Genomic DNA, 21,247 nt, shown 5'->3' with positions numbered 1-21,247 from the left:
AAAATTTTACTGTCCATCAATCTAAGAGCTCGTCATAGGTTAATGTCCGCTTAAAAACTGTTTGTTTTCCATACTCCGGTAAGACTCGCCGGGCCTTTTGTTTTTTCCAACCTGGAGCTCTTTGGAGTAGTGCCGAAACGTCTTTAGCCTCCCAAGGCTTAATAGCATTTCCATAATTGCCGAAGCACTTTTGCCAAACTTGCACGGCGCAAACAACGTCCCTTAGCTTTCCGGTATCTTCATCAATACTATTTAGCCAGGCGTGTAAAACACCTTCGCGGGGGTCCTCCTCCATATGCTCCTCTTGGTTGGCCTCCGCTTCTTCCTTAGCCTTCGCATCAAGCATCAAGCCCTCACCGGATTTATACCACTCCAGCACCTCGGCCCACACCTGGCTAACTTCGTGCTCGTCGAACTCTTCCCAATGTTGCGCCTCGGCCGCTTCCGGGTTAACGTCAATCGGCCAAAAACGCCGGTTACCTGTTTTATCCTGGAGGAAATCGGCCGTATTGGTTGTACCGAAGAAAACGCCCTTACGCGGAAACTCAGAGACCTGTCTGTCATAAGCCTGCCGGTATCTGTCCTCAGTCTTAGAGATAAAAGCCTTAACCTCTTCAACCTCGGATTTCTTCATGGCTGATAGTTCACCGATTTCAAATATCCAACCGCGCTGTAAGTGCTCCCCGGCTTCCTTGCTATCAAAATTTCTAACGCCATCGCTGAACCATTTGCCGCCAAGCCTAGCAAGTAATGAGCTCTTGCCAGCCCCTTGTGGACCTACCAGCACTAACATTTGGTCGAACTTCGTTCCTGGCTTATAGACTCTCGTCACGGCCGCTAAAAGTATTTTCCTTGTAGCCTGGCGTACATAGTGAGTATCATCGGCCCCCAAGTATCTAATAAAAATAGTCTCAGCTCGCTCCAGGCCGTCCCATATGGCCGACTCTACAAAATCCTTAACTGGATTAAAGGCATTGCTCCTAGTCACCTCAGTAAAGGCCTTTTTAATCATGTTAGCCTTATCGATGTTAAACACCTTATTAACCCAATGGTCCCTCCGGTCATCGTCGGCCGATAGCCAAGGCTCGCAGGAATCTATTGTCTTAAGTCTCTTACGCCACGGTAAGTCTCCCCGGATGACTTCCACATTTGCAAACTCGTCATAAGCTAGCACGCCTTTAAAGGCTCCATGTGATAATATGAGCTCTACGTTTCCGGCTGTGGGTTTAATGATCATAGGGTTTTTAGGGTCCGTGTCTAGCTCAGACAACCAAGCATCGTCATCTATCTCCGCCTCGTCGTCCTTAAAGTCCTCCGCAGCCGATAGCCTGGAGCTAAGCATGGAAGACTTGATGCCTGGTATCTTGGATGCATACTCCTGCATGGCCTGAAAGCTCGGGAGCTTCGTATGGTTGGTAAAGGCCTTCGCGTCCTGGTCCTGCTCGCCGAACAGGTGTATGCGTACCAGGTCGAAAGCGTTTAGGCCTCTTCCGTTCGCCGGGTCGCTTTCGTGCTGAGAGTACGCAAAGGTATCATCGTCATATACAATGAGGCCAGCGCTAGAAGAAGCACCAATATAGGTAAATCGATCAGAATACGCGGTTTCCTCATAGACTTCCGGAAGAAATTCCGCAATAGCTTGTGTAATGGAGTATTGTCTACAGAACTCACCAATTAGCCCCTCCTTTTCTCTTGGGTCCTCCATCTTTTTGGATGACTCCCGGTAAGTCTTTTCGTCCGCAGCTCTAGGCCATGTGCTAGCGTCCCGCCAATCATCATAACGGCCTAAGATGCCATCCAGGGAAAGCGGATCTCCTTCACCCTCGATGCCTACCGGCTTAGCGTCCTTAGAGCATGAAGGGAAATACATAAGCCGGTGCACTTGAAAGGTTGTCTTATCGAAGTAGTGCATGCCTATATCATCCGCTAGCTTCCGGCAGGCTGCTGCATATTCGTCCGGGCTCGCTTCCCGATCGATCGGTAAGACTAGCCTAAACTTAGCTTTCTTGGCTCTGTGGCTATGAGTCGAATAAATATAGTAGGCATAGCCGTCCAGGTTAAGCTCTACATCGAATATAAAGTCGTCCGCGTTCTCTACATGGTCCGCATCGAGCGTTATTAGACACCGGCTGCTAACGCTCTCTCTTAGCCTCCGGCCTCCGTTAACCTCTCCGCCGACAAATGAAGGGCCGTCTTTTATATCGCTTCTAGCATCATTGTCCATCGCGTCATATTCCCGCATGGTCTCGGCTGTCCGGCGGACATTCCTAAGCTCTTTAACAAATTCCGTCCACTCTACGCCGTACTTAGGTTTCCAGTTCTTGTCCCCTCTATTCCGACCATAGGATATATTTAGCATGGCTGCACTTCCTTAATATCAATTGTCTTCCGGCTCCTCGCAGCAATCGACGCAAAATAGGTTTACCTTGTCGCCTCTCGTTACCGCTCTAGTAGAGGGCTTCATGGTCCCGCAGCACTCACACTTGAGCGCAGCAGCCGCCGCAGGAGGAGAGCACGAATAGCACAAAGCCGCTTTGTATCCTCTTGCGGTATGTAGTCCCGGAATTATCCGTACGCCGTTACCTGGCTTACCGCAATTACTACATGTAAGCTCTGATTCTTCAAAATCAAAGTCAGAGTCTTTAAGCTCCTCAGCTTTAGCCTTTAAGCCGGATAGCTCGGCAAGCATAGCGCCTAACAAGCCATACCCGGCAATATCCCGGTAAGGTGATTCTCCTAAAGCGTCTTTGTCCGTAGCAATCCGCATGAGCTTGTCAAAGACTCGCACCAGGCAAAGAGCGTCAATGTACTTATCCGGCTCGATGCCTTTAGGGTAAAGGAGCTTTAAGAACTCACCGCACTTGCTGAAAGCATCGCCATAGGCTGCCTGCTTTTCATCTACTAGCTCCCCGATCTTTAAACCTAATTCCGAATATCGCATATAGGTCCCCTCACTTTAAAATTATTAACCGGACTTTTAACCTTGCCGCCGTCACTGTTCCTAACATCGTTAATAGCCGTCCGGGCTCTTAGCTCGGTAAGCTCCTCCGCTGATAGGGTGTAAGTCTTAACCGGTCCAGGCGGCGAGCCCTCACGCGTTATGTCGCGTCTACCGTAATGATCATTATGCATATAGCAACTCCCATAGCTCAGCGTCTAAAGTCTCGGCTTCTTTTATTCCTTGTAATATGTGCGCAATGACGTCTACCGTCCAACCGTTTCCGAGCATTCTGTATCGTTGAGAGTTAGATACACAAGCCGTATATCCGTCTGGGACTGTCTGCAATCTCTCGCATTCCAAAGGTGTTATGTATCGATATGCGAATTCAGCAGCAAGCACACGCTCGAAGTGTTCAAACGGAACGACTACGTTATCTTTTTGAACTGTTGTTAGACAATTCGACTTGCCGTCATTCCTGAACTCAATGTATTGTTCTGTTTTTCCTTGTCCATCTTTTCTATTTCCATTCTCAATGTAGCGACCGCGCATCGCCGCAATGGCTTGTTTTTGAATTCCGTTATCTATTCCATTATCTAAAATCCCGAAAAACCTCTGCGAGGAATAGTTTTTATGGTGCGATGCTTCGATCATTTGCATTTTTTCGTGATCTTCATGAACCTTCAAAACCTTTTGTTTTCTGTATCCATGACGCTCCATCCATTGCAAAGCCTTTTCGGTGTAATAATAGCGATCAGCTTCTACGCCGTGTTCTCTTACGTCTCCCCAAGTGATACCTCTGTCCTCTGGTTGAACTAGACCTGGTATGTTTGTCCAATAGAGGCGCACACGGTTTTGAGCGGAAACAAGAGATGAATTTATAACAATCGGCTTTACTCCTAAGTACTCAGAGATAACGTCCTCGGATTCTTTTTTCATCTTTACATTTTCAAGTAAGAAATATTTAGGCTTCAACTCTTTAAGCAGCCGTACATACTCAAAGAATAGACGGCTTCTAGGGTCATCGAAATTAAGTCCTTTACCCGCAAAACTGAAACCTTGACAAGGGCTGCCCCCTATAAGCAAGTCAATATCTGGGAGCTCGTAGCTGTATACTTTAGTGACATCCCCTAGATGGATGGTGTCGGGATAGTTATGCTTTGTAACTTTGATCGCGTGCTCGTCTATCTCACTGGCGAAATAATTATCTATTTTTATACCTGTGCGTTCGAGTGCAATCCTCCCGCAACTCATGCCGTCAAACAGGCTTAACACGTTCATTTATATCAATCCTCTTCTCAGAGCCACGGTACGCCCTACGATATTCGGGTCAACAATTACTTCGCCAGTATCCAAAGTTTGCTCTCCGCCACAACCAGGACAGGAAGGAACTCCGTTATCATCTAAAGAGCTAATAGCAAAATGAGCTCCGCAACCATCCACGCAAACGTAACAATTCATATGAGCCAAGTTAATCAGTCCTTTTTATAGAATGTTGTCTCATAACCCTCAGCCTTGAGCGGTAAGCCTGGAGCCCATGGAATAGGCATACACATGATTTCGCTCATAGCCTCCACGCTGCCAAAGCCGTCCGGTACTTCTGAAACAACTTCGTCATGTACATGGATAGCAATCGGATAACCGGCAGGCTCTACAGCTAACATGCTCACCGCTAAGCAATCACGGGCTATAGCCTGGATAATGTTCTCGACGAGTGTCCCGCCCCATGTGCGGCGTCTACCCCATTTCTTTGTTTCCTGATCGACGCCCTCATGACTAAGCTGCATCTTTCCAAAGTTACCGGCTTCTAGTTTCGGCTTATAATAGCTTAGGCGCCTGCCGCTAGGTAGCTCACAGAATAGCCAATCACCTTGCACAAAATAAGTAATAAGGCCTCTAACTTTATGCTTTCCGCCAACCTCTACGGCTTTAACCGCTGCTTGCTCGACTAGCCTCCATAGCTTAACGATCATTGGGTTAGCAGCTCGCCAAGCGTCTACAATCGGCTTAAGCTCATTCTCCGGTATGCCGTCACGCAAAGCGCCCATAGCAATAAGAGCGTTAACGCCTCCGCCATATCCGCAGGCTAAAACCGCCACTTTACCGTTTTGTCTCATTTTGCTGCCCTTGGCCACTTGCTCAATAGGCACTTTATACATGCCTGCCGCCGTAGCCTCATATATCTTGCCGTGTGTCTTAAATACGTCAAGTACCCACTCCTCACCGGCCACCCAGGCTAAAACGCGAGCTTCAATACTATTAAAGTCACATACGATATAACGCGAGCCCTGACCGGCTATAAGCGATGTACGTAGAAGTTGTGAAAGAGTATCCGGCACACTGGCGTAAAGCATTTCTAGCAGCTCATAGTCTCCACGCCGTACAATATCTCTAGCAAGCTCTAAGTCCTTAAGGAAATTCTTCGGTAAGTTCTGAGGCTGAAAGATCCGCCCCGCCCATCGTCCAGTACGGTTAGCGCCGTAAAACTGTAATGTCCCTCTAAGCCTGTCATCCATACAGACCGCTCGGCTAATAGCCGTGTATTTCTTGACGCTCGTTTTGCTGAGCTCTTGCCGGAGCTTTAGGACCTTTTGGGCTACACCGCCGTCAAGCGTCGATAGAATATCCTTTACGGTATCTTTCTTAATGTCCTCAGTCTCAATGCCTTCGTCAGCTAGCCAGCTCATAAGTTGCGGGCCACTGTTAGGGTTATCAAGTCCTGTAAGCTCTTTAGCTTCCGTCAATGCTCGTTCTTTGAACTGAGCGTCACAAGCCATAGCGTGTTCGACAAATTCCCTATCAACGCCGACACCGCGATTATTAATAAGCTGATCGAGCCGCCATAACCTCCACTCGAAATCAGGAACCGGGAACCGTGAAAGAGCCTTAGACACGGCTCTCTCTGCATCAACGTCAGTCCGACAATATGCCAAATATTCATTCCACTTAGCCACATCGTGGTGTGGATAGTTTCGAGTCCTGCCGCCGTTAACTTTTGTCGGCTTGCAAGGCACGGAGAAATACTTTATAAGCGCCTTACCCTTAGCGTCCTTTTGCATGTCCACATTAAGGACCTTAGCTACGCCTTCCAGATAGCCGGGTAAGCCTAAATAGTTAGCCCAAACAGCTGTACATTCCCATTGTTCTAGCCGTAGCTTGTGGCCTGTGTGCTTCTCCAGACAAGCCACTTCGAAAGCAGCGTTGTAAGCAGTCTTCTTAATAGCTGGATCTAATAGCGCTACTCGGACATGTGGCGGAATATCTTCAAAATTTGCAAGGTCGATGTCCCTAACCGGCTCGTCATCAAAGGCATAAGCGAAAATTAGTATTTCAAAATCTTCACTTTCCACATACTTGTGTATACCTTGTTTCTTGATGTCCACGCTGCTAAACGTCTCAAGGTCAATTCTTAGAGTGCTCATAAACCGAAATGGAATAACAGATAGGCTCTACATACCGCTTCGGGCATTGTTGTAGCATAGGCTCTATGATGCTCTCTACCTTCTACCGTTTCCTCGCCTATGTTAACGTGCCAGTCACCAATATTAGCGTCACCATTCATAACGGCCATGCTACTCTCACTCGCCGTGTTAATAGTCACCTGTAAGCCTGCCTCGCGTAGATTCTCTACCAAGCTCCAAGTGCTCGCGTTATCTCTGGCAGGCATGAACAAAGGGAGCTTTGAAACTTCTCTTACCTTTTGCCCTAAGTCGCTAATGTTCAATGATAGGATTTGCTCTCTATTCATAGCTTTTTGCCCCCGTGCTTATATGGTCGCGTAGCGTTGTAGGACATTTTTATATTGATCGCTGCCCCTAAATCGATGCCGTGCTTAGCACAGAAATGACCGATACGGATGACGGTATCCGCCAATTCGCTCGGAACTCCGCAAGGCTTAGCGCCGTTTTCCTCGTAATAGTACTCGTTGAGCTCGTAGCCTTTTCGGATATCTTCTAAAGCCTCAGAGAGCTCAGAGTGCATTAGTGCGATATCCTCGCCTGGAGTAGCGGGAGTTTCGTCCCATCCTTTTTCCTTTGCGTTTCTCGCAGCCTCCGCTGCCATCGCGTTAATCGCAGCCTCCGCTGCCATCGCGTTAATCGCTGCCGCCATCGCGTTAATCGTTGACATTTATCTATTCCCTCCTATAGGAAGGGAGGCTGTTAACCTCCCGATTTTTAGTTGATTAGTCTAACAGATCGCCGTCTTCATCCTCGAAGTCGTCGTCAAAATCGTCTTCCGCTCGGCTCTTACCGCCACCCAATGGCTCACCGTCTGATAGCTTTTGAAGGTTGTTAAGGCCTGCCGCAATACCTTTATTACCTTTGCTGTCATAAGGATAGAAATTAATGGATGCCCTGCCATAGCAACCGCTATAAAACTCGGTAGTGTCCAAAATTTCCTCTTTGTTTTTATCAATAATTCCCGGTTGGTGGAGAGTGTTAGCGTTAAGGAACCAATGACCGGCAAACTCTGGGTTAACGTCCAGGTCGCGCTCTGTGTCGCCATCACGTAAAGGCGTTTTGCAATTCGGAGGAATCTTTCCGCCCCATTTGCTTTTACCTTCTTCCTTGGCTACCTTGATTGCAGCATTGATCTTAGCAACCGTTTCTGTGTCGCTTTTAGGAATCATGATGCACACGCCATAAGACTTGCGGCCATCGTCGCCCTCTTGCGGCGTCCATACATAGCAGAAATTGAAACGAACCTTTTTAGTAGTGATCTTTGTTGGGCTAGTAGTCATGTATAATTGCTCCTTTAAGGTTTTTTAGTTATCAATGAAATCGTCGTCGAAGTCATCTTTAGCAGCTTTAGCGCTATTGAGCTCGTCACGCTTGTCCGACTCAGGAACCAAAGCCGGTTTTCCTGGCGCCTTAGTGATACAGCCACCTAGTAGGCTTTCAAACTTTTTCTTTCCTACGAGCGCCTCGATATCGGTTAGGCTGATAAGCTCCTCCGGCTTGACAATCTGTTCGGACTTATACGCCTCGCCTAATAGAATCTCTTTGACCGTTCCGATGTTAGTAAACTTCCGATTACTCCGGCCTGCCACCAACTTATAGCCTGGTATCTTTTTACCGTGAAGCGTAGCCTGCTTATAAGCGTGGTCCGCTACTTCCTTACACCACTTGCCGATACTGTCCACCTTGGCAAGTAATAGCCCGATCTCCTCCAGGCTCAGCTCAGCGCCTTGGTATGTATCAACGGTCTCTAGGCAATCGTCAGCCCTTGCTCTACATACCGCTCGTCCCTTACAAAACTTGCAATGATCGCCTGGCTTGAAAGTCCCGCCATCGTTGTAAGCCTCTTCGGCTATTGGTCTTACCGTGCTTTCCGCCCAATCGTATAAGTCAAAAGCGGTGAGCTCGTCCGTGCTGATATGATCTAGTCTCGGCTGTACAATCGTCATTCGGACATTCTTAATGTCATAAATCGCGTCATACATATTTAGAGCCCCAAGGCCGTAGAGCTTCATTTGTGGATTCTCAGGAGCGTACTTCTTGACGCCCTTACCAAACTTCAAGTCGATGATGTCCAGAAAACTCTCAGCGATAATTAAAATGTCACCAGTTCCAAAGCCATCCGGTACCCACTCGCTGAAATCGAGCCTTTGCTCTATCAGCACTACCGCGTCATGTGTGATCGCCCTTGCAGCGTTAACGCGCTCCATGACAAAATCTACATATTGCTCTACATACCCAAGCATGTCCGCGTTGTAATACTCACTTTTCTGCTTGGCCTTTAAGAGGCTGTTAGCTTTGCGCTTATCGATAAGGCCGAGCTCCCGAGAGATAAGAATCTCGGAAAGCTCATGCGCTATCGTTCCCTCTTTAGCGAAGTCCGTTTCTTCGTCCTCAAAGCCCTCTTCGAACTGAGGCGAGCCGGTGCAGGCCATCCAGCGCTCAGCGCCGGAGGCGCTTAGCTTCGCATGTGCTCTTTCGTTATGAGAGCTCGTCTGCGTCATCGCCAAGTAGCTCCTTTGCTGAGTCAATAAAGTTTTGGTACTCGCTCGCGTTAAGTTCTGAAAGCTTTTCAGCACCGGCATTAGTTAATAGCTCTTTGAGCTGTGGACGCTTACCGGATTGTACGAGTTGGTTTGCTACCGCTCTTACTTCCTCAATAGTCACGGTAGGCTCTGTCTTTTTAGCTGTTGCTGCTTTTGCCGCCTTAGTTGCTGCCGCCGCTGCAGTTTCCGCTGCCTTAGCTGTCTTAGCCGCTTTTGCCGCTGCCGCTGCCGCTGCCGCTGCATCTCCTTCTGTTGTATCAGACTCTTTAGCCGGAACCGTTAGAGCTGTCGCAAGTCCGTTACCGCTCATTGCTGCCGCCAAGTTATTAATAGCCGCTACAAGCTCCGGCGCGTCGATAGTAATTGTAATATTCATGGATAGTTGCCTCCGATTACGGTAGATTATTGGTTGAAAGTTTTTAAATGGGGCGCCTCTTGCCGGAGGCGTCTATAGCTTTAACTTGCCAGCTCTGAGAAGGAGCATAATGGCCTGTTGCGTGGTAGGTACATTCAAGCTCTTGCGTACCGGTATCAAGGAATTTGTCGCCGTCTTAGGCGATATGCACATTAACTTTGCTGCTTCGTGAAGCGTGAAGCCCTCAATCATGAGCTGCAGTAGTTCTTTTTGTCGAGCGGTTATTCTCATTACGTTGTTCCTCCATGGCTGCCAGCATCAAGGCCAGGCTCACCAGGTTACCGCATGTCGTCATGACATATAAACGGCCACCTCTTTTAATTACTCGCATGAGATTTATCCTTCCTACTAGTTAAAAGGTCCTAAATCTTGCTCTGATTGATCAACCATGACTCAAGGAAAGAGCGTGTTTCTTTTACCGGGTAATACCATTTACCTCCAATTTTGTACTTCGGGAAATTAGGTTCGTAAAAGAAGTTATTTTGGATCGTCTCCCAGCTCATACATGTTCTACGTTTTAGTTCATTAGAGTCCCAAAATACGAGTTCAGACTCGACCTCTTTAACAAGATCGCTAATGCGCTGTCTGCACATTTCTTTTACTTCTGCCTCATCAATTTTTACAGATAGCATTCATGCACCTCATTCTTTCCAAGGTAGTAAAGTAACTTGAATGATTTATTTGATAATTTAATTATCATTAGCTTCAAAAAAAATTCTATTGATCAATTGACGATAAGAATATTATCTAGTATATTATGAATAGATAATTATTTTATCGCTTTGGGCATAATTAACAAGCCTGTCAAAGTAATCAGGGAATAGGACTTCTGCGGGTTGTTCAAAATAGTTAGCGAGTCGGAACATCAAGTCTCTGCCAGGAGTAAATGTTCCATTCTCGATCATGCGCACATACACAGTCGAAATATTGTTATCTTCTGCAACCTTAGACTGAGTGCCTTTCTGTTTTCGACAATTCTTGAAATAATGGCGTTTTTGAGCCATTGTCGTTTTCACCTCCTTTGTAACTCTGATTATATTTGATAATTATTTTATCGTCAATACTTTTTGATAATTTCTTTATCAAAAATATCGGAGGGTGTCGAATTATGAAGATTGGACAACGATTAACTGAACTAAGAGAAAAAAAAGGGTTGACCCAGGATCAGATGGCCGAAGTTTTAGGTATTAAACGCGCACGTTATAACTCGTGGGAGAATAATATCGCTAAACCAGATATTGATTTTATAGACAAGCTGGCTGATTTCCATAAAGTAAGTTCGGACTCTATCCTTGGTAGAAACCATATAACAGAGAGTAATTTACCTTCTTGGGCAACATCTAAAGACAAACGGGATTTTAAAAAGATGCTTCAAGAAGACCTACCAGTAATGTTTGACGGTGTACCAATTGAAGGGGAATCACGTCAACGTGTATTAGATGTACTTACCGGGCTTTTCTGGGAAGCAAAGGAAATGAACAAAAAAACTTACGGCAGAAAGAAAGACATCAAGACCAACACCACAGAAGACGACAAAGAGTAGGTGGATGCCGGTTGTACGAAAAGATAACTAAACTAATTAAAAAATTTAAAAGTAATGACCCCTTTGTGATTGCAAATGGTTTAAATATTCATATCCGCTATGCACGATTTGAAGATGGCACACGCGGCTTATATTACAAAACCCTAAGACAAAGGTTCATTGTTCTGCATGAAGATTTATCGGAGGAATGGATGAAATTCGTTTGCGCTCATGAGATAGGCCATAACCGTCTCCATCCTGGATTAAGTCGCTTCTGGCTGGATGAACATACACTCTCCAATCCTGGTAAGTACGAGAGAGAGGCAAATCAATTTGCTGTTAATCTCCTCATTCCTGATAGCCTATTGTTGAATGGTATGACGATCTATGAGGCCGCACTAGTTTGTGGGGTTCCCTTAGAGCTTGCTCATTTTAAGAAAAGACCAGAACCAAAGGGAAATTCTTGGAATTCGAGTTTAACGAAATAACGTTAGTTCTATCGAGCATCAGAATCCTTGAGGGCTAGTAACGGATCGTGGGGGGGTAGAAAACCAACAGTACAAAGAAATTGGGATGAAGCAGAACCTGGACTTAATGGTGGAAAACTATGTCCATCTTGTAACCGAAGAGAAGGGAATAGGAACGACTAATGAATAAATATACTGAATTTTTAGAAAAGCATCTGGGAACCATTCAATATGGTTGGAGTAATAATGAGAATAATCAAAAACTTCCATTTCAGATTGTAAAGTATGCCGGAGGGCCTTTTCCAGGTACTGTTTCATACTCAACATTAGGATTGAGTAATGAAGATTTGACATCTATTGTATCAGGAAAACAAATACGACAAGAACTAATATTTAATGCGTATTCATCTTTCGGAGATAATAATATTCCAGGTATTCTTCAGGAAATAGGTCAATTAGCATTGAGAAACAAAAGAGCTTACTTAAGAGGTGATGTTATTGGTCCTAATGGTAAACTATTTGATAACTCGGAACTAGAGGCTCTATATGTTACATCCCCAGTATATTTCACCGATGAATTTTTCGCATTTGATATTGACAATAAGACAGCAATCATACAAGCATGGGTAATACCAATAACCTCTCAGGAAGCAGACTTTATCAAGAAGTATGGATGGGATAAGTTTGAAGACATGCTAGTTGATATAAATCCTGATTTAATTGACTTTAATAGATTAAGTATTGTCTGAAAGTTTCTTATAAACAATTTATGATTCCTCTCACCACCTTCTTATGTCCCCACTAATCTAATAATAAATTTAAGAACTTGCGCTTTCACCGCTGCGAGGCGGTTTTTCATATACTTTTTACCGAACATATGTTCACACGAGAGGAGTTTTTAAATGGCTAGCTTTAAAAAATTAAGCACAGGATGGGAATTTAGGGTTAAATACAAAGATCCTTTCACTCAGAAATTCAAGGAAAAGTCACAGAGAGGATTTGAGACTAAAAAGGAAGCTCAGCTAGCCGCGGCTGAGATCGAGAAGAAATTACGAGAAGGTTATGAGCAAACTGATTTACCTCTAATAAATTATTTAGAACTCTGGATAAAAGAATATAAAAGCGGCACAGTTAGAAAAAATACAATAGCGCTTCATAGCAACAACATTAAAAATCACATCAAACCTTACTTTAAATCAATTAAGTTAAGAGATATCAAACCAATTATGTACCAGTCGTTTCTTAATTCCCTTGCCGATAAGGGATACAGTAAACGCACTGTAGAATTAGTCAATTCTACTTTTCATAATGCGATGGAAAAAGCCATTATTCTTGGAAAAATTGAAAAGAACCCTTGCAACGGCGTCACCATTAAAGGGCACAAGAAAAACAACAGTATTCAATTTATTGAGTCACATGACATACAATCGTTTTTACAAGCTGCCCATAAGTACGGATATATCTATTGGATATTTTTTAAGCTATTAATAGAAACAGGTATGCGTAAAGGCGAGGCAGCCGCATTGCAATGGACTGATGTTGATTGGAAGAACCATACTATATCCATTACAAAAACCCTGGATTTTCAAGCCGGAGAAGGAGAAGAATTATTTGGTGATACAAAGACTTTTAATTCCCCAAGAACAATTAAGATTAGCCAAGGGCTAGTGAACGATTTAAGGCACAATATGAACGTTCAAAATCAAAACAAGCTAGCGCTAAATGAAATATATCGGCATGATTTAAATTTAGTGCTATGTCGCAACGACGGCGATATAATGCCTAAATCTTCCCTATTCAATGCATTTGAACGTATTATCAAAAAAGCTGGCTTACCTCCCCTCCCCATTCATTCGCTACGCCATACACATGCAGTCATGCTTCTTGAAGCAGGGGCTGATATGAAATTCGTACAAGAAAGATTAGGTCATGGTAGCATCCAAATCACATCTGATGTATACGCCCACATTTCTAAAAAAATCGAGTCAAACAATATGGATAAATTCGAAAGGCATATGCAAAACATCACCAAATAATTTTAAAATTTGTGGGTGTTTTGGGGGCGCCACTCAATGATTGACCAAAAAGCAATATCGCCCACCAACTAAAAAACCCCTCGACGCCTAGAGCGCCAAGGGATTAACGAATTAGTATAAACTTAGATATTGATCTCTTTCCCATTGGTGAACTTGTGTGCGGTACATATCCCACTCGATTTCTTTGAGCTCATAGAAATGTGCTAAAGCATGTTCGCCTAATGTGTCGCAGATAACATCATCGCGCAGCAGCTCGTCCAAAGCTTGTTTCAAGTTGAGTGGCAAGCTTGGAATGCCTTGGCTTTCTCTCTCTTCTTCCGTCATCACATAAATGTTACGATCCGTTGGAGGAGGCAGCTGCATTTTGTTTTTGATGCCGTCCAGGCCAGCCGCAAGCATAACAGCAAGCGCCAAGTATGGGTTCGCAGCCGGATCCGGATTACGAACTTCAACGCGCGTGCTTAAGCCGCGGGAAGCCGGGATACGAATCATCGGACTACGGTTGCTCGCAGACCATGCGACGTAACAAGGTGCTTCGTAGCCAGGTACGAGACGTTTATAGGAGTTAACCGTAGGGTTCGTAATCGCTGCAAAGGAACGGGCATGGCGAAGTACACCTGCCATATAATGTCTTGCAACATTACTTAAACCTAACTTGTCGGACTCATCGTAAAACGCATTGGTTTCACCTTTGAATAAGGATTGGTGACAGTGCATGCCAGAACCGTTCATGCCGAACAATGGCTTAGGCATAAAGGAAGCATGTAGACCATGCTGTCTAGCAACGGTTTTGACAACGAGTTTAAACGTTTGAATTTGATCGGCCGCTTTAATCGCATCCGCATATTTGAAGTCGATTTCGTGCTGACCAGGAGCTACTTCATGGTGAGATGCTTCAATCTCAAAGCCCATTTCTTCCAGCGTTAGCACGATATCGCGACGGCAGTTTTCACCGAGATCCATCGGAGCCAAATCAAAGTATCCGCCTTGATCGTTCAGTTCAGTCGTCGGATTACCTTTTTCATCGGTTTTGAACAAGAAAAACTCCGGTTCAGGACCAACATTCATCGCTGTGTAGCCGAGTTCTTCCGCTTGCTTCAGCGCTGTTTTCAAGATAGCGCGAGGATCGCCAGGGAATGGACGCCCATCCGGCAAATAGATATCGCAGATCAAGCGAGCCACTTTGCTTTCCGTTACCCAAGGGAAGATCACCCATGTATCCAAATCCGGGTACAGGTACATATCAGACTCTTCAATACGCACATAACCTTCGATGGAAGAACCGTCAAACATCATTTTGTTGTCTAACGCTTTTTCAAGCTGGCTGAAAGGAATCTCAACGTTCTTGATACTTCCCATCAAGTCCGTAAACTGCAAGCGAATGAAGCGAACATTTTGTTCTCTAGCAATGCGCAAAATATCTTCTTTGGTATAGTTGTTGTTGTAAGTCACGTTCATTCTCCTCTCATTTTACAAGCGCTTACGGAGTGTTATTTATAAAAACGGGAAAGCTGTCCTTGGATGAGGGAAACCTGATCCGGACGCTTGCCCCCGCCTATCAACTGCTGTTTAAGCATTTTGTGCAGTTGGGAGTCGGTTAGTTCCTTACGTTTAACTTCCGTATGCTCGTTCAAAATCGTAGCATCTTCCGAATCTTTATCGACGGGGATGAGCACCTGCTTGATCCCTGCGATGTTCACGCCTTTTTCAATCAAATCTTTAATTTCAAGTAGTCGTTCAACATCATTAAAGGAGTAAAGTCGTTGATTGCCGCCTGTTCTGGCTGGAATAATAAGCTCATGCTGCTCGTAATATCGAATTTGTCTTGCGGTTAGATCCGTCAGCTTCATGACGATCCCGATAGGGAATAACGCCATATTTCTACGTATTTCATCACTCATGCTAATCACTCCTGCAAAGTTAAGTACCTCTCCTATATTGTACCTAAGTAACAAAAACGTGTCAAGGAGTGTAAGGTTTGTTCACAGACTTATTTTTCAAAGCAATCCCTTGTCTACCATATGTTGGATTGCCGTAAGCACCCCTAACTTACAATGTGAATAGGTAAGTCCTCCCTGCATATACGCGATGAACGGCTCGCGGATCGGAGCATCGGCGGACAGCTCCAGGCTGCCGCCCTGGATGAAAGTCCCAGCCGCCATAATGACGGGATGCTCATAGCCGGGCATATCCCACGGCTCAGGCACCACGTGCGAATCCACGGCAGCCGCTTTCTGGATGCCCTGCACGAACGTGATCAGGTGATCCGCCGACGTGAAACGGATCGCTTGGATTAAATCCGTCCGCTGAGCGTCCCAACGCGGATGGCTCTCGAAGCCCAGCTGTTCGAATACGGCGCTTGCGAACACCGAGCCCTTAACCGCTTGCCCAACCAGATGCGGGGCAAGGAATAGCCCTTGAAACATGGCTCGCGTAGCACCGAGCATGGCCCCAACCTCGCCCCCAATGCCAGGGGCGGTCAATCGATAGGCGGCAAGGTCCACGAGATCCTGCCGCCCGGCAATATAGCCGCCGGATGGCGCTATGCCGCCTCCGGGGTTTTTGATCAGTGAACCGGCCATCAGATCGACACCAACCTGTGTCGGCTCCTGCAGCTCGGTGAACTCCCCATAGCAATTATCGACGAAAACGATAAGATTGGGGTTTACTTCTTTGACGAATCGGACCATCTCTCCGATTTGTTCGATTGTGAACGACTGCCGCCAGGAGTAGCCGCGTGAGCGTTGAATGCCGATCACCTTCGTGTTCGGCTGAATAGCAGCTGCGATAGCCGCCCAGTCGGGCGATCCATCCTCCAGCAAGGCTACCTCGTCGTAGCCTATACCGAAGTCCTGCAGCGAGCCTGTGCCGTCGCCAGGTTTGCCAATCACCTTATGCAAGGTGTCATAGGGCTTCCCTGTGATGTAAAGTAGATGTTCGCCTGGTCGAAGCACACCGAACAATGCCGTCCCAATCGTGTGTGTTCCTGACACAAAATGCGGTCGAACAAGCGCTGCCTCTGCTCCAAAGCTATCCGCATACACAAGATCGAGCACCTCTCTGCCACGATCATTGTACCCATAACCTGTGGAGGAGGCAAAATGGTAATCACTTACTTTATGTTTCTGAAAAGCGTTGATCACTTTCCATTGATTCAGATCGATTGTTTTTTCAATGTGACGAAAAGCGCTTTCGGCTTGGCGTTCAGCACTTTCCATCAACGACATGACTTTATCCCCAAATTGCATGATTAATAAATCTCTCCCTCGCTGTCCTCTTGCTGCCCTTGCTTCGCCTGTTGGTCATAAGCAACCAACTGATAAGCTACTTTTACATAATCATCTTTGTTCACACGGACTTTGAACACCATATCCTCGCCGTCCACATCCGTCTCAAGCACTTCTCCGATTCGGTACATCAAAGAGATGACGTCTCCTTTATCAGCAGGAATACGAAACTCTTTGCTCTCCCCCATCAACTTCTCTTGAATAGCGATCCGCAAACGTTCCAAATCCTCTTGATCGAAAGCGCTGATCTTCAGAAATTCTCCTTCGGCCGTCAGCATTTCTCGCTCTTCCTGAGAACAAGCATCGATTTTGTTGAAAATCGTAAGTTGTTCCTTCTGATGCGCGCCTAGCTCCTGAAGTACTTCACCTACGACACGCATCTGCTCATTGCGCATATCTGTGGAGCTGTCAACGACATGAAGAATGAGATCGGCTTCATTGGCCTCCTCCAAGGTAGCACGGAATGAAGCTACAAGATCATGCGGCAGATTTTGAATAAATCCTACGGTATCTGTAAGAACGATCTCTTTGCCGCTTGGCAGTTCCATCGTTCGTGATGTCGGGTCTAAAGTTGCAAAAAGCTGATTCTCAATATAGACGTCTGCTTGCGTCAATTGTTTCAATAATGTTGATTTGCCGGCATTCGTATAGCCAACCAGGGCAACCTGGAACACTCCGGTCTTCTTCCTTCGCTCCCGGTGCAGGGTACGATGTCGAACGACTTCTTCAAGCTGTGCCTTCAACTCGTCTATACGACCCCGGATATGCCTGCGATCTGTCTCCAGCTTGGACTCCCCGGGTCCTCTCGTACCGATACCGCCGCCTAGCCTGGAAAGGTTCTTCCCTTGGCCGGAAAGCCTTGGAAGCAAATAGCTGAGCTGTGCCAGTTCAACCTGGATAATGCCTTCTCGCGTCTTGGCGCGCTGCGCGAATATATCTAGAATAAGCTGTGTGCGATCAATGATTTTGACGTCGAGAGCCGCTTCCAGATTACGGACTTGAGCCCCCGATAACTCTTGATCAAATATCGCCGTGTTGCCTCCCAACTCTTCCAACATTGCCTTAAGTTCATCGACTTTCCCTTTTCCGATGAACCATTTGCTATCCTTCGTCTCTTTGTTCTGCGTCATGGTTTCCAAAACCTGAACACCAGCGGTTTCAGCCAGTTTCACGAGCTCTTGGAGCGAATATTCGGCAATAGCTTCATTGCGCTTCTGTTTCTGTGTAACCAGACTTACGAGCACAGCACGATCATCGATTTCTTTTTCAACCATATGTGAAGTTGTTTTCATAAGTGATTGTTCTCCTTTACCTTGCACTTTCACGATTGAAATCCACTTAAATCGGCAGATTCCTTCATCATTGTGTAGGAAATGCTTGGGAAAGTCAATTTGCTGCGAAGGAAAATTCAATTATAGCAATATCAACAAGAAAAAAAGCCATTTAACTTAAAAAAGTTAAACAGCTTTCTTAATGTTCATTTAAACTTCATATCTTCGGGCCGTATCGACATTAATTCCGATTTGGAAGGGGCATTCACATATTGACTGAGCAGCCTCACCGCTTGATGCCTCATCGCTTTCTCCAGAATATTACGAACGTATCTTGCATTGCTAAAAGCCCGCCAAGTTGCTGCCTTCTCCTCCATCAAATGCTGTTTAAGCTTCATTACCGTTTGCGGCATAAGCACATATTCACGGTCTTTGGCCATAAGTTCCGTAATCTGAATTAATTGTTCAATTGGATAATCCTCAAAATCAATTTGAATCGGGAACCTGGAAGGCAACCCGGGATTCGTAGCAAGGAATTGCTCCATCTCGTCGCTATAGCCGGCAAGAATCAGAATAAAGTCATTCTTTTTATCCTCCATGCCTTTGACCAGCGCATCGATCGATTCCTTCCCGAAGTCTTTATCCCCACCACGCGCCAAGCTGTAGGCTTCATCGATGAACAGGATACCGCCCATCGCCTTTTTCATCAATTCCCTCGTCTTCAGAGCTGTATGTCCAATGTATTCGCCTACGAGATCTGCCCGTTCCACTTCAATAAAGTGCCCCTTGCTTAGCACACCCATTGCGTGAAACATGCGTCCCATCAGTCGGGCCACCGTCGTTTTCCCCGTTCCGGGACTCCCTTTGAAAATCATATGGTACACATGCGCATTGCTGATTAATCCGGCCTCTGCGCGGAATTGTGAAATTTGGAGCAGCGCATAGATTTCATGCACCAATTCTTTGACATTATCAAGCCCTATCAATTGATTCAGCTCTTTAAAAATATCCGATAACGGACCCTCAAGCGGTGTCCTTTTTCCGGTTTGCTGCGGTTCTGTTTCGGCCTGCGGCGAAGCATGAAGCTGGTCGCCGGCGCTATCAACCGCTCGCCGCTGCTCTGGCTGCCGCAAGACGATGTTGATCTGTCTGGATGGCAAGCTCCGACCACTCATGAGGATCACCTCGTTTACAAGTTGGTTTCGATGGATGGTATCTATCCATCCTACGCTCATTCCTTGTTTTTTAGACCGATCATTAGCGCTTATACCCACAGAAAAAGCCCCCGAGCCAAGTCGGAAGCTTTCAGCTTTATTTGCCATAAGTTTGCGTTAGCGTGTAATGCTCTACAACCGGGAAAGGATCATAGAAATGATGCAGCAGTTTGCGCCATTCCTGGTACTCAGCTGAGCCTCGGAACCCTACGGTATGGTCCTCAAGCGTCTCCCATTGCACAAGGAGCAGATATTTGTTCCCATCTTCGATACAGGACTGCAGTTCATGCGATACATACCCTTTCATTGATGAAATAAGGGATGATGCTTCGCGAAATGCCGCTTCGAATTCTGTATTTTTACCGGCAATCACAGGTAAAATGGCTACTTCCAGAATCATTGCAATTCCTCCTAAAGTTTGAATGTTAGTACCCGAAGGCTTCGTCTTGGAAATGCGAAGTGTCACCGTGAAGACGGATATGCGGCTCGTTATTCACGATTTCAACTAGACTTAAACACGTTGGATGAAAATATGGCGGATTCCAGAGCTCAGCAAGCCCTCTCCGCTCAAAATAAGCCATAATGACTTTCAGCGTTACGGTGTGTGATACCAGTGCAATCGTCTGTCCCTCGTGTGCTGCAAGCAATTGTTCAAGTGCTGGAGTAACCCTCTTCTGCAGATCCGAGTACGTTTCACCTCGCGTTGGACGATACGCTTCAGGATTACGCCAAAAAGCATGGAAATTATCGGGGTCTAATCGCTCAATTTCATCCGAGATGCGCCCCTCCCAGTCGCCTAAATTCATTTCCCGCCACTCATCGGAAGGTTGAATCGCCAGATCACGATTTCCCTTGATAATTCGCGCGGTTTGCAGCGTTCGACCGCTGGTGCTTGCGTACATGGCTTCAAAGGGAACATCTTTCAAAGCGTAGGACAACCATAAAGCTTGCTGCTCGCCTAAGGCCGACAGCGGTGAATCCATATGACCTTGCATGCGCCGCTCCTCGTTCCAAAGCGTCTCCCCGTGCCGGATTAAATATAGTTTCGTCATTACCGGATTTCCCTCCCCCAGGTTGAACCAAATTTAATTAAGTTAACATGAGCAGAGCAACGAAAGAGTCAAGCTCCAAAGCGCCAAAGTACCGCCACATTTCAACGCCATCCAGTCGCTCTCTTACAGCTTTTTCTTCATAACGAGAGCCGCGCAGCACCTCTTCCAGCTCAGCTACATCGCTAGCACCGAAGAAATCGCCATAAATTTTAATATCTTGAATTAGGCCTTCTTCTATTGCTAACCGAGCGTCTAATTTCCCAACACCTTCGAAGCGCTTGGAGTTTTGGACCGTACTCTTCGGCGATTTGCCATAGTTCCAGTCCCAGTTCCCGTAACGTTCTTCGGATATGCTGCGAATTTGGCGCCAATCTTCATCTGAAAGCTTGTACGTCGGCACTTGCGACGCCTCCATCCCGAATATGGAGGCCAATAGTTTCAATCGGAATTCTTCAATCGTTAAAGGAGCATCCAGAAACTCAACGATGTTGGCGACTCTGCTGCGAATCGATTTAATTCCCTTGGATTGAATTTTATCAGGGCTAACCTTGAGCGCAGACACGACATTTTCGATCTCAGAGTTGAATAAAAGCGTGCCATGGCTGAACATCCGGCCTTTGGTTGCAAATTGCGCATTGCCTGAAATTTTACGTTCGCCGACCTGGATATCATTTCGTCCTGTTAATGCCGCTTCTACCCCAAGTTTGCGAAGGGCTTCTACGACAGGCTCCGTAAACTTTTGAAAATTGTGAAAAGAATTCCCGTCATCTTTGGTAATGAAACTAAAATTCAAATTGCCTAAGTCATGGTAAACAGCTCCGCCGCCGGATAGTCTGCGAACAACGTGCAAGTTGTGATCTTTCACATATTCCGGATTGATTTCTTCCAGGGTGTTTTGATTTTTGCCAATAATAATAGATGGTTCGTTCATATAAAAAAGCAGGTAACTGTCCTGATCAGGTAGATGCCTTAACGCGTATTCCTCGATCGCCAAGTTGATCCGTGGATCTGTTATTCCTTCGTTATCTATAAATTGCATGC

At 45.9% G+C, this 21,247-nt stretch carries 25 protein-coding genes; 4 read left to right on the top strand and 21 right to left on the bottom strand.

The annotated features are described in order from the left end of the window. Positions 1 to 16 precede the first annotated feature (16 nt). The 13 genes from RQP52_RS03545 to RQP52_RS03485 all read right to left on the bottom strand — a co-directional run bounded on the left by RQP52_RS03545 (position 17) and on the right by RQP52_RS03485 (position 10,361). Positions 17 to 2,359, bottom strand: coding sequence for a virulence-associated E family protein (locus RQP52_RS03545; RefSeq protein WP_315949506.1), 2,343 nt, complete (start codon positions 2,357 to 2,359; stop codon positions 17 to 19). Positions 2,360 to 2,377: 18 nt separating this feature from the next. Continuing rightward, on the bottom strand, positions 2,378 to 2,941 hold the full coding sequence (locus RQP52_RS03540; RefSeq protein ID WP_315949504.1) for a hypothetical protein: 564 nt from the start codon (positions 2,939 to 2,941) through the stop codon (positions 2,378 to 2,380). Then, positions 2,923 to 3,132 (bottom strand): hypothetical protein, encoded by a 210-nt coding sequence (locus RQP52_RS03535; protein WP_315949502.1) that lies wholly within the window; start codon positions 3,130 to 3,132, stop codon positions 2,923 to 2,925. The genes RQP52_RS03540 and RQP52_RS03535 overlap by 19 nt, the downstream gene beginning before the upstream one ends. Continuing rightward, positions 3,125 to 4,219 carry a DNA (cytosine-5-)-methyltransferase gene (gene dcm / locus RQP52_RS03530; RefSeq protein ID WP_315949500.1) on the bottom strand — a complete coding sequence of 365 codons (1,095 nt, stop codon included), beginning with the start codon at positions 4,217 to 4,219 and terminating at the stop codon, positions 3,125 to 3,127. Before dcm ends, RQP52_RS03535 begins: the two co-directional genes overlap by 8 nt. Before the next feature lie 194 nt (positions 4,220 to 4,413). Continuing rightward, positions 4,414 to 6,360, bottom strand: coding sequence for a DNA polymerase (locus RQP52_RS03525; RefSeq protein WP_315949498.1), 1,947 nt, complete (start codon positions 6,358 to 6,360; stop codon positions 4,414 to 4,416). Beyond that, positions 6,357 to 6,686 carry a hypothetical protein gene (locus RQP52_RS03520; RefSeq protein WP_315949496.1) on the bottom strand — a complete coding sequence of 110 codons (330 nt, stop codon included), beginning with the start codon at positions 6,684 to 6,686 and terminating at the stop codon, positions 6,357 to 6,359. Before RQP52_RS03520 ends, RQP52_RS03525 begins: the two co-directional genes overlap by 4 nt. Then, positions 6,683 to 7,066, bottom strand: a complete 384-nt coding sequence (locus RQP52_RS03515; RefSeq protein ID WP_315949495.1) for a nucleoside triphosphate pyrophosphohydrolase family protein — start codon at positions 7,064 to 7,066, stop codon at positions 6,683 to 6,685. Before RQP52_RS03515 ends, RQP52_RS03520 begins: the two co-directional genes overlap by 4 nt. Positions 7,067 to 7,121: 55 nt before the next feature. After that, positions 7,122 to 7,679: a DUF2815 family protein gene (locus RQP52_RS03510; protein WP_315949494.1), complete on the bottom strand. Its 558-nt coding sequence runs from the start codon at positions 7,677 to 7,679 to the stop codon at positions 7,122 to 7,124. A gap of 24 nt (positions 7,680 to 7,703) precedes the next feature. After that, on the bottom strand, positions 7,704 to 8,900 hold the full coding sequence (locus RQP52_RS03505) for a DUF2800 domain-containing protein (protein ID WP_315949492.1): 1,197 nt from the start codon (positions 8,898 to 8,900) through the stop codon (positions 7,704 to 7,706). After that, positions 8,878 to 9,318: a hypothetical protein gene (locus RQP52_RS03500; RefSeq protein ID WP_315949491.1), complete on the bottom strand. Its 441-nt coding sequence runs from the start codon at positions 9,316 to 9,318 to the stop codon at positions 8,878 to 8,880. The genes RQP52_RS03505 and RQP52_RS03500 overlap by 23 nt, the downstream gene beginning before the upstream one ends. A 72-nt stretch (positions 9,319 to 9,390) precedes the next feature. Further along, positions 9,391 to 9,588, bottom strand: coding sequence for a helix-turn-helix transcriptional regulator (locus tag RQP52_RS03495; protein ID WP_315949490.1), 198 nt, complete (start codon positions 9,586 to 9,588; stop codon positions 9,391 to 9,393). Between the two features lie 131 nt (positions 9,589 to 9,719). Then, positions 9,720 to 9,989 (bottom strand): group-specific protein, encoded by a 270-nt coding sequence (locus RQP52_RS03490; RefSeq protein WP_315949489.1) that lies wholly within the window; start codon positions 9,987 to 9,989, stop codon positions 9,720 to 9,722. Positions 9,990 to 10,112: 123 nt separating this feature from the next. Then, on the bottom strand, positions 10,113 to 10,361 hold the full coding sequence (locus tag RQP52_RS03485; RefSeq protein ID WP_315949488.1) for a helix-turn-helix transcriptional regulator: 249 nt from the start codon (positions 10,359 to 10,361) through the stop codon (positions 10,113 to 10,115). A gap of 104 nt (positions 10,362 to 10,465) precedes the next feature. On the opposite strand from RQP52_RS03485, the gene RQP52_RS03480 reads away from it, so the two are divergent. The 4 genes from RQP52_RS03480 to RQP52_RS03465 all read left to right on the top strand — a co-directional run bounded on the left by RQP52_RS03480 (position 10,466) and on the right by RQP52_RS03465 (position 13,382). After that, positions 10,466 to 10,900: a helix-turn-helix domain-containing protein gene (locus RQP52_RS03480; protein WP_315949487.1), complete on the top strand. Its 435-nt coding sequence runs from the start codon at positions 10,466 to 10,468 to the stop codon at positions 10,898 to 10,900. 11 nt (positions 10,901 to 10,911) lie between these two features. Further along, positions 10,912 to 11,367, top strand: a complete 456-nt coding sequence (locus RQP52_RS03475; RefSeq protein WP_315949486.1) for an ImmA/IrrE family metallo-endopeptidase — start codon at positions 10,912 to 10,914, stop codon at positions 11,365 to 11,367. Positions 11,368 to 11,528: 161 nt separating this feature from the next. After that, positions 11,529 to 12,095, top strand: coding sequence for a suppressor of fused domain protein (locus RQP52_RS03470; RefSeq protein WP_315949485.1), 567 nt, complete (start codon positions 11,529 to 11,531; stop codon positions 12,093 to 12,095). 153 nt (positions 12,096 to 12,248) lie between these two features. Further along, a complete protein-coding gene (locus tag RQP52_RS03465) occupies positions 12,249 to 13,382 on the top strand; it encodes a site-specific integrase (protein ID WP_315949484.1) in 1,134 nt (377 codons plus the stop codon). A gap of 111 nt (positions 13,383 to 13,493) precedes the next feature. Here RQP52_RS03465 and glnA read toward each other — a convergent pair whose 3' ends face one another. The 8 genes from glnA to RQP52_RS03425 form a co-directional block, all read right to left on the bottom strand. Further along, a complete protein-coding gene (gene glnA, locus RQP52_RS03460) occupies positions 13,494 to 14,834 on the bottom strand; it encodes a type I glutamate--ammonia ligase (RefSeq protein WP_315949483.1) in 1,341 nt (446 codons plus the stop codon). A gap of 38 nt (positions 14,835 to 14,872) precedes the next feature. Beyond that, positions 14,873 to 15,283, bottom strand: coding sequence for a MerR family transcriptional regulator (locus RQP52_RS03455; protein ID WP_127451665.1), 411 nt, complete (start codon positions 15,281 to 15,283; stop codon positions 14,873 to 14,875). 96 nt (positions 15,284 to 15,379) lie between these two features. Further along, positions 15,380 to 16,630 (bottom strand): methionine gamma-lyase family protein, encoded by a 1,251-nt coding sequence (locus tag RQP52_RS03450; protein ID WP_315949481.1) that lies wholly within the window; start codon positions 16,628 to 16,630, stop codon positions 15,380 to 15,382. 2 nt (positions 16,631 to 16,632) lie between these two features. Then, positions 16,633 to 17,961 (bottom strand): GTPase HflX, encoded by a 1,329-nt coding sequence (hflX, locus tag RQP52_RS03445; protein ID WP_315949479.1) that lies wholly within the window; start codon positions 17,959 to 17,961, stop codon positions 16,633 to 16,635. A gap of 185 nt (positions 17,962 to 18,146) precedes the next feature. Then, positions 18,147 to 19,115 carry an AAA family ATPase gene (locus RQP52_RS03440; protein ID WP_315949477.1) on the bottom strand — a complete coding sequence of 323 codons (969 nt, stop codon included), beginning with the start codon at positions 19,113 to 19,115 and terminating at the stop codon, positions 18,147 to 18,149. Positions 19,116 to 19,251: 136 nt separating this feature from the next. Next, positions 19,252 to 19,554, bottom strand: a complete 303-nt coding sequence (locus RQP52_RS03435; RefSeq protein ID WP_315949476.1) for an antibiotic biosynthesis monooxygenase family protein — start codon at positions 19,552 to 19,554, stop codon at positions 19,252 to 19,254. A 25-nt stretch (positions 19,555 to 19,579) separates the two neighbouring features. Then, on the bottom strand, positions 19,580 to 20,206 hold the full coding sequence (locus RQP52_RS03430; RefSeq protein ID WP_315949475.1) for a histidine phosphatase family protein: 627 nt from the start codon (positions 20,204 to 20,206) through the stop codon (positions 19,580 to 19,582). A 37-nt stretch (positions 20,207 to 20,243) separates the two neighbouring features. Beyond that, the gene (locus RQP52_RS03425) at positions 20,244 to 21,245 is read right to left on the bottom strand and encodes a lipoate--protein ligase (RefSeq protein WP_315949474.1); all 1,002 of its coding nucleotides are present in this window, start codon (positions 21,243 to 21,245) and stop codon (positions 20,244 to 20,246) included. Positions 21,246 to 21,247 lie beyond the last annotated feature (2 nt).

The sequence above is a fragment of the Paenibacillus violae genome, assembly GCF_032461945.1.
GTDB lineage: Bacteria > Bacillota > Bacilli > Paenibacillales > NBRC-103111 > Paenibacillus_E > Paenibacillus_E violae.
This window is presented reverse-complemented; position numbering and strand designations above follow the sequence as displayed.

What these genes read in the sequence shown, in the direction of transcription:
- RQP52_RS03435 (WP_315949476.1), bottom strand. Translation starts at nt 19,554, where the DNA reads ATGATTCTGGAAGTAGCCATTTTACCTGTGATTGCCGGTAAAAATACA.
- RQP52_RS03470 (WP_315949485.1), top strand. Translation starts at nt 11,529, where the DNA reads ATGAATAAATATACTGAATTTTTAGAAAAGCATCTGGGAACCATTCAA.
- RQP52_RS03430 (WP_315949475.1), bottom strand. Translation starts at nt 20,206, where the DNA reads ATGACGAAACTATATTTAATCCGGCACGGGGAGACGCTTTGGAACGAG.
- RQP52_RS03540 (WP_315949504.1), bottom strand. Translation starts at nt 2,941, where the DNA reads ATGCGATATTCGGAATTAGGTTTAAAGATCGGGGAGCTAGTAGATGAA.
- RQP52_RS03495 (WP_315949490.1), bottom strand. Translation starts at nt 9,588, where the DNA reads ATGAGAATAACCGCTCGACAAAAAGAACTACTGCAGCTCATGATTGAG.
- RQP52_RS03490 (WP_315949489.1), bottom strand. Translation starts at nt 9,989, where the DNA reads ATGCTATCTGTAAAAATTGATGAGGCAGAAGTAAAAGAAATGTGCAGA.
- RQP52_RS03545 (WP_315949506.1), bottom strand. Translation starts at nt 2,359, where the DNA reads ATGCTAAATATATCCTATGGTCGGAATAGAGGGGACAAGAACTGGAAA.
- RQP52_RS03525 (WP_315949498.1), bottom strand. Translation starts at nt 6,360, where the DNA reads ATGAGCACTCTAAGAATTGACCTTGAGACGTTTAGCAGCGTGGACATC.
- RQP52_RS03535 (WP_315949502.1), bottom strand. Translation starts at nt 3,132, where the DNA reads ATGCATAATGATCATTACGGTAGACGCGACATAACGCGTGAGGGCTCG.
- RQP52_RS03485 (WP_315949488.1), bottom strand. Translation starts at nt 10,361, where the DNA reads ATGGCTCAAAAACGCCATTATTTCAAGAATTGTCGAAAACAGAAAGGC.
- RQP52_RS03500 (WP_315949491.1), bottom strand. Translation starts at nt 9,318, where the DNA reads ATGAATATTACAATTACTATCGACGCGCCGGAGCTTGTAGCGGCTATT.
- RQP52_RS03465 (WP_315949484.1), top strand. Translation starts at nt 12,249, where the DNA reads ATGGCTAGCTTTAAAAAATTAAGCACAGGATGGGAATTTAGGGTTAAA.
- RQP52_RS03450 (WP_315949481.1), bottom strand. Translation starts at nt 16,630, where the DNA reads ATGCAATTTGGGGATAAAGTCATGTCGTTGATGGAAAGTGCTGAACGC.
- RQP52_RS03510 (WP_315949494.1), bottom strand. Translation starts at nt 7,679, where the DNA reads ATGACTACTAGCCCAACAAAGATCACTACTAAAAAGGTTCGTTTCAAT.
- RQP52_RS03480 (WP_315949487.1), top strand. Translation starts at nt 10,466, where the DNA reads ATGAAGATTGGACAACGATTAACTGAACTAAGAGAAAAAAAAGGGTTG.
- RQP52_RS03425 (WP_315949474.1), bottom strand. Translation starts at nt 21,245, where the DNA reads ATGCAATTTATAGATAACGAAGGAATAACAGATCCACGGATCAACTTG.
- RQP52_RS03505 (WP_315949492.1), bottom strand. Translation starts at nt 8,900, where the DNA reads ATGACGCAGACGAGCTCTCATAACGAAAGAGCACATGCGAAGCTAAGC.
- dcm (WP_315949500.1), bottom strand. Translation starts at nt 4,219, where the DNA reads ATGAACGTGTTAAGCCTGTTTGACGGCATGAGTTGCGGGAGGATTGCA.
- hflX (WP_315949479.1), bottom strand. Translation starts at nt 17,961, where the DNA reads ATGAAAACAACTTCACATATGGTTGAAAAAGAAATCGATGATCGTGCT.
- RQP52_RS03520 (WP_315949496.1), bottom strand. Translation starts at nt 6,686, where the DNA reads ATGAATAGAGAGCAAATCCTATCATTGAACATTAGCGACTTAGGGCAA.
- RQP52_RS03515 (WP_315949495.1), bottom strand. Translation starts at nt 7,066, where the DNA reads ATGTCAACGATTAACGCGATGGCGGCAGCGATTAACGCGATGGCAGCG.
- RQP52_RS03455 (WP_127451665.1), bottom strand. Translation starts at nt 15,283, where the DNA reads ATGAGTGATGAAATACGTAGAAATATGGCGTTATTCCCTATCGGGATC.
- RQP52_RS03440 (WP_315949477.1), bottom strand. Translation starts at nt 19,115, where the DNA reads ATGAGTGGTCGGAGCTTGCCATCCAGACAGATCAACATCGTCTTGCGG.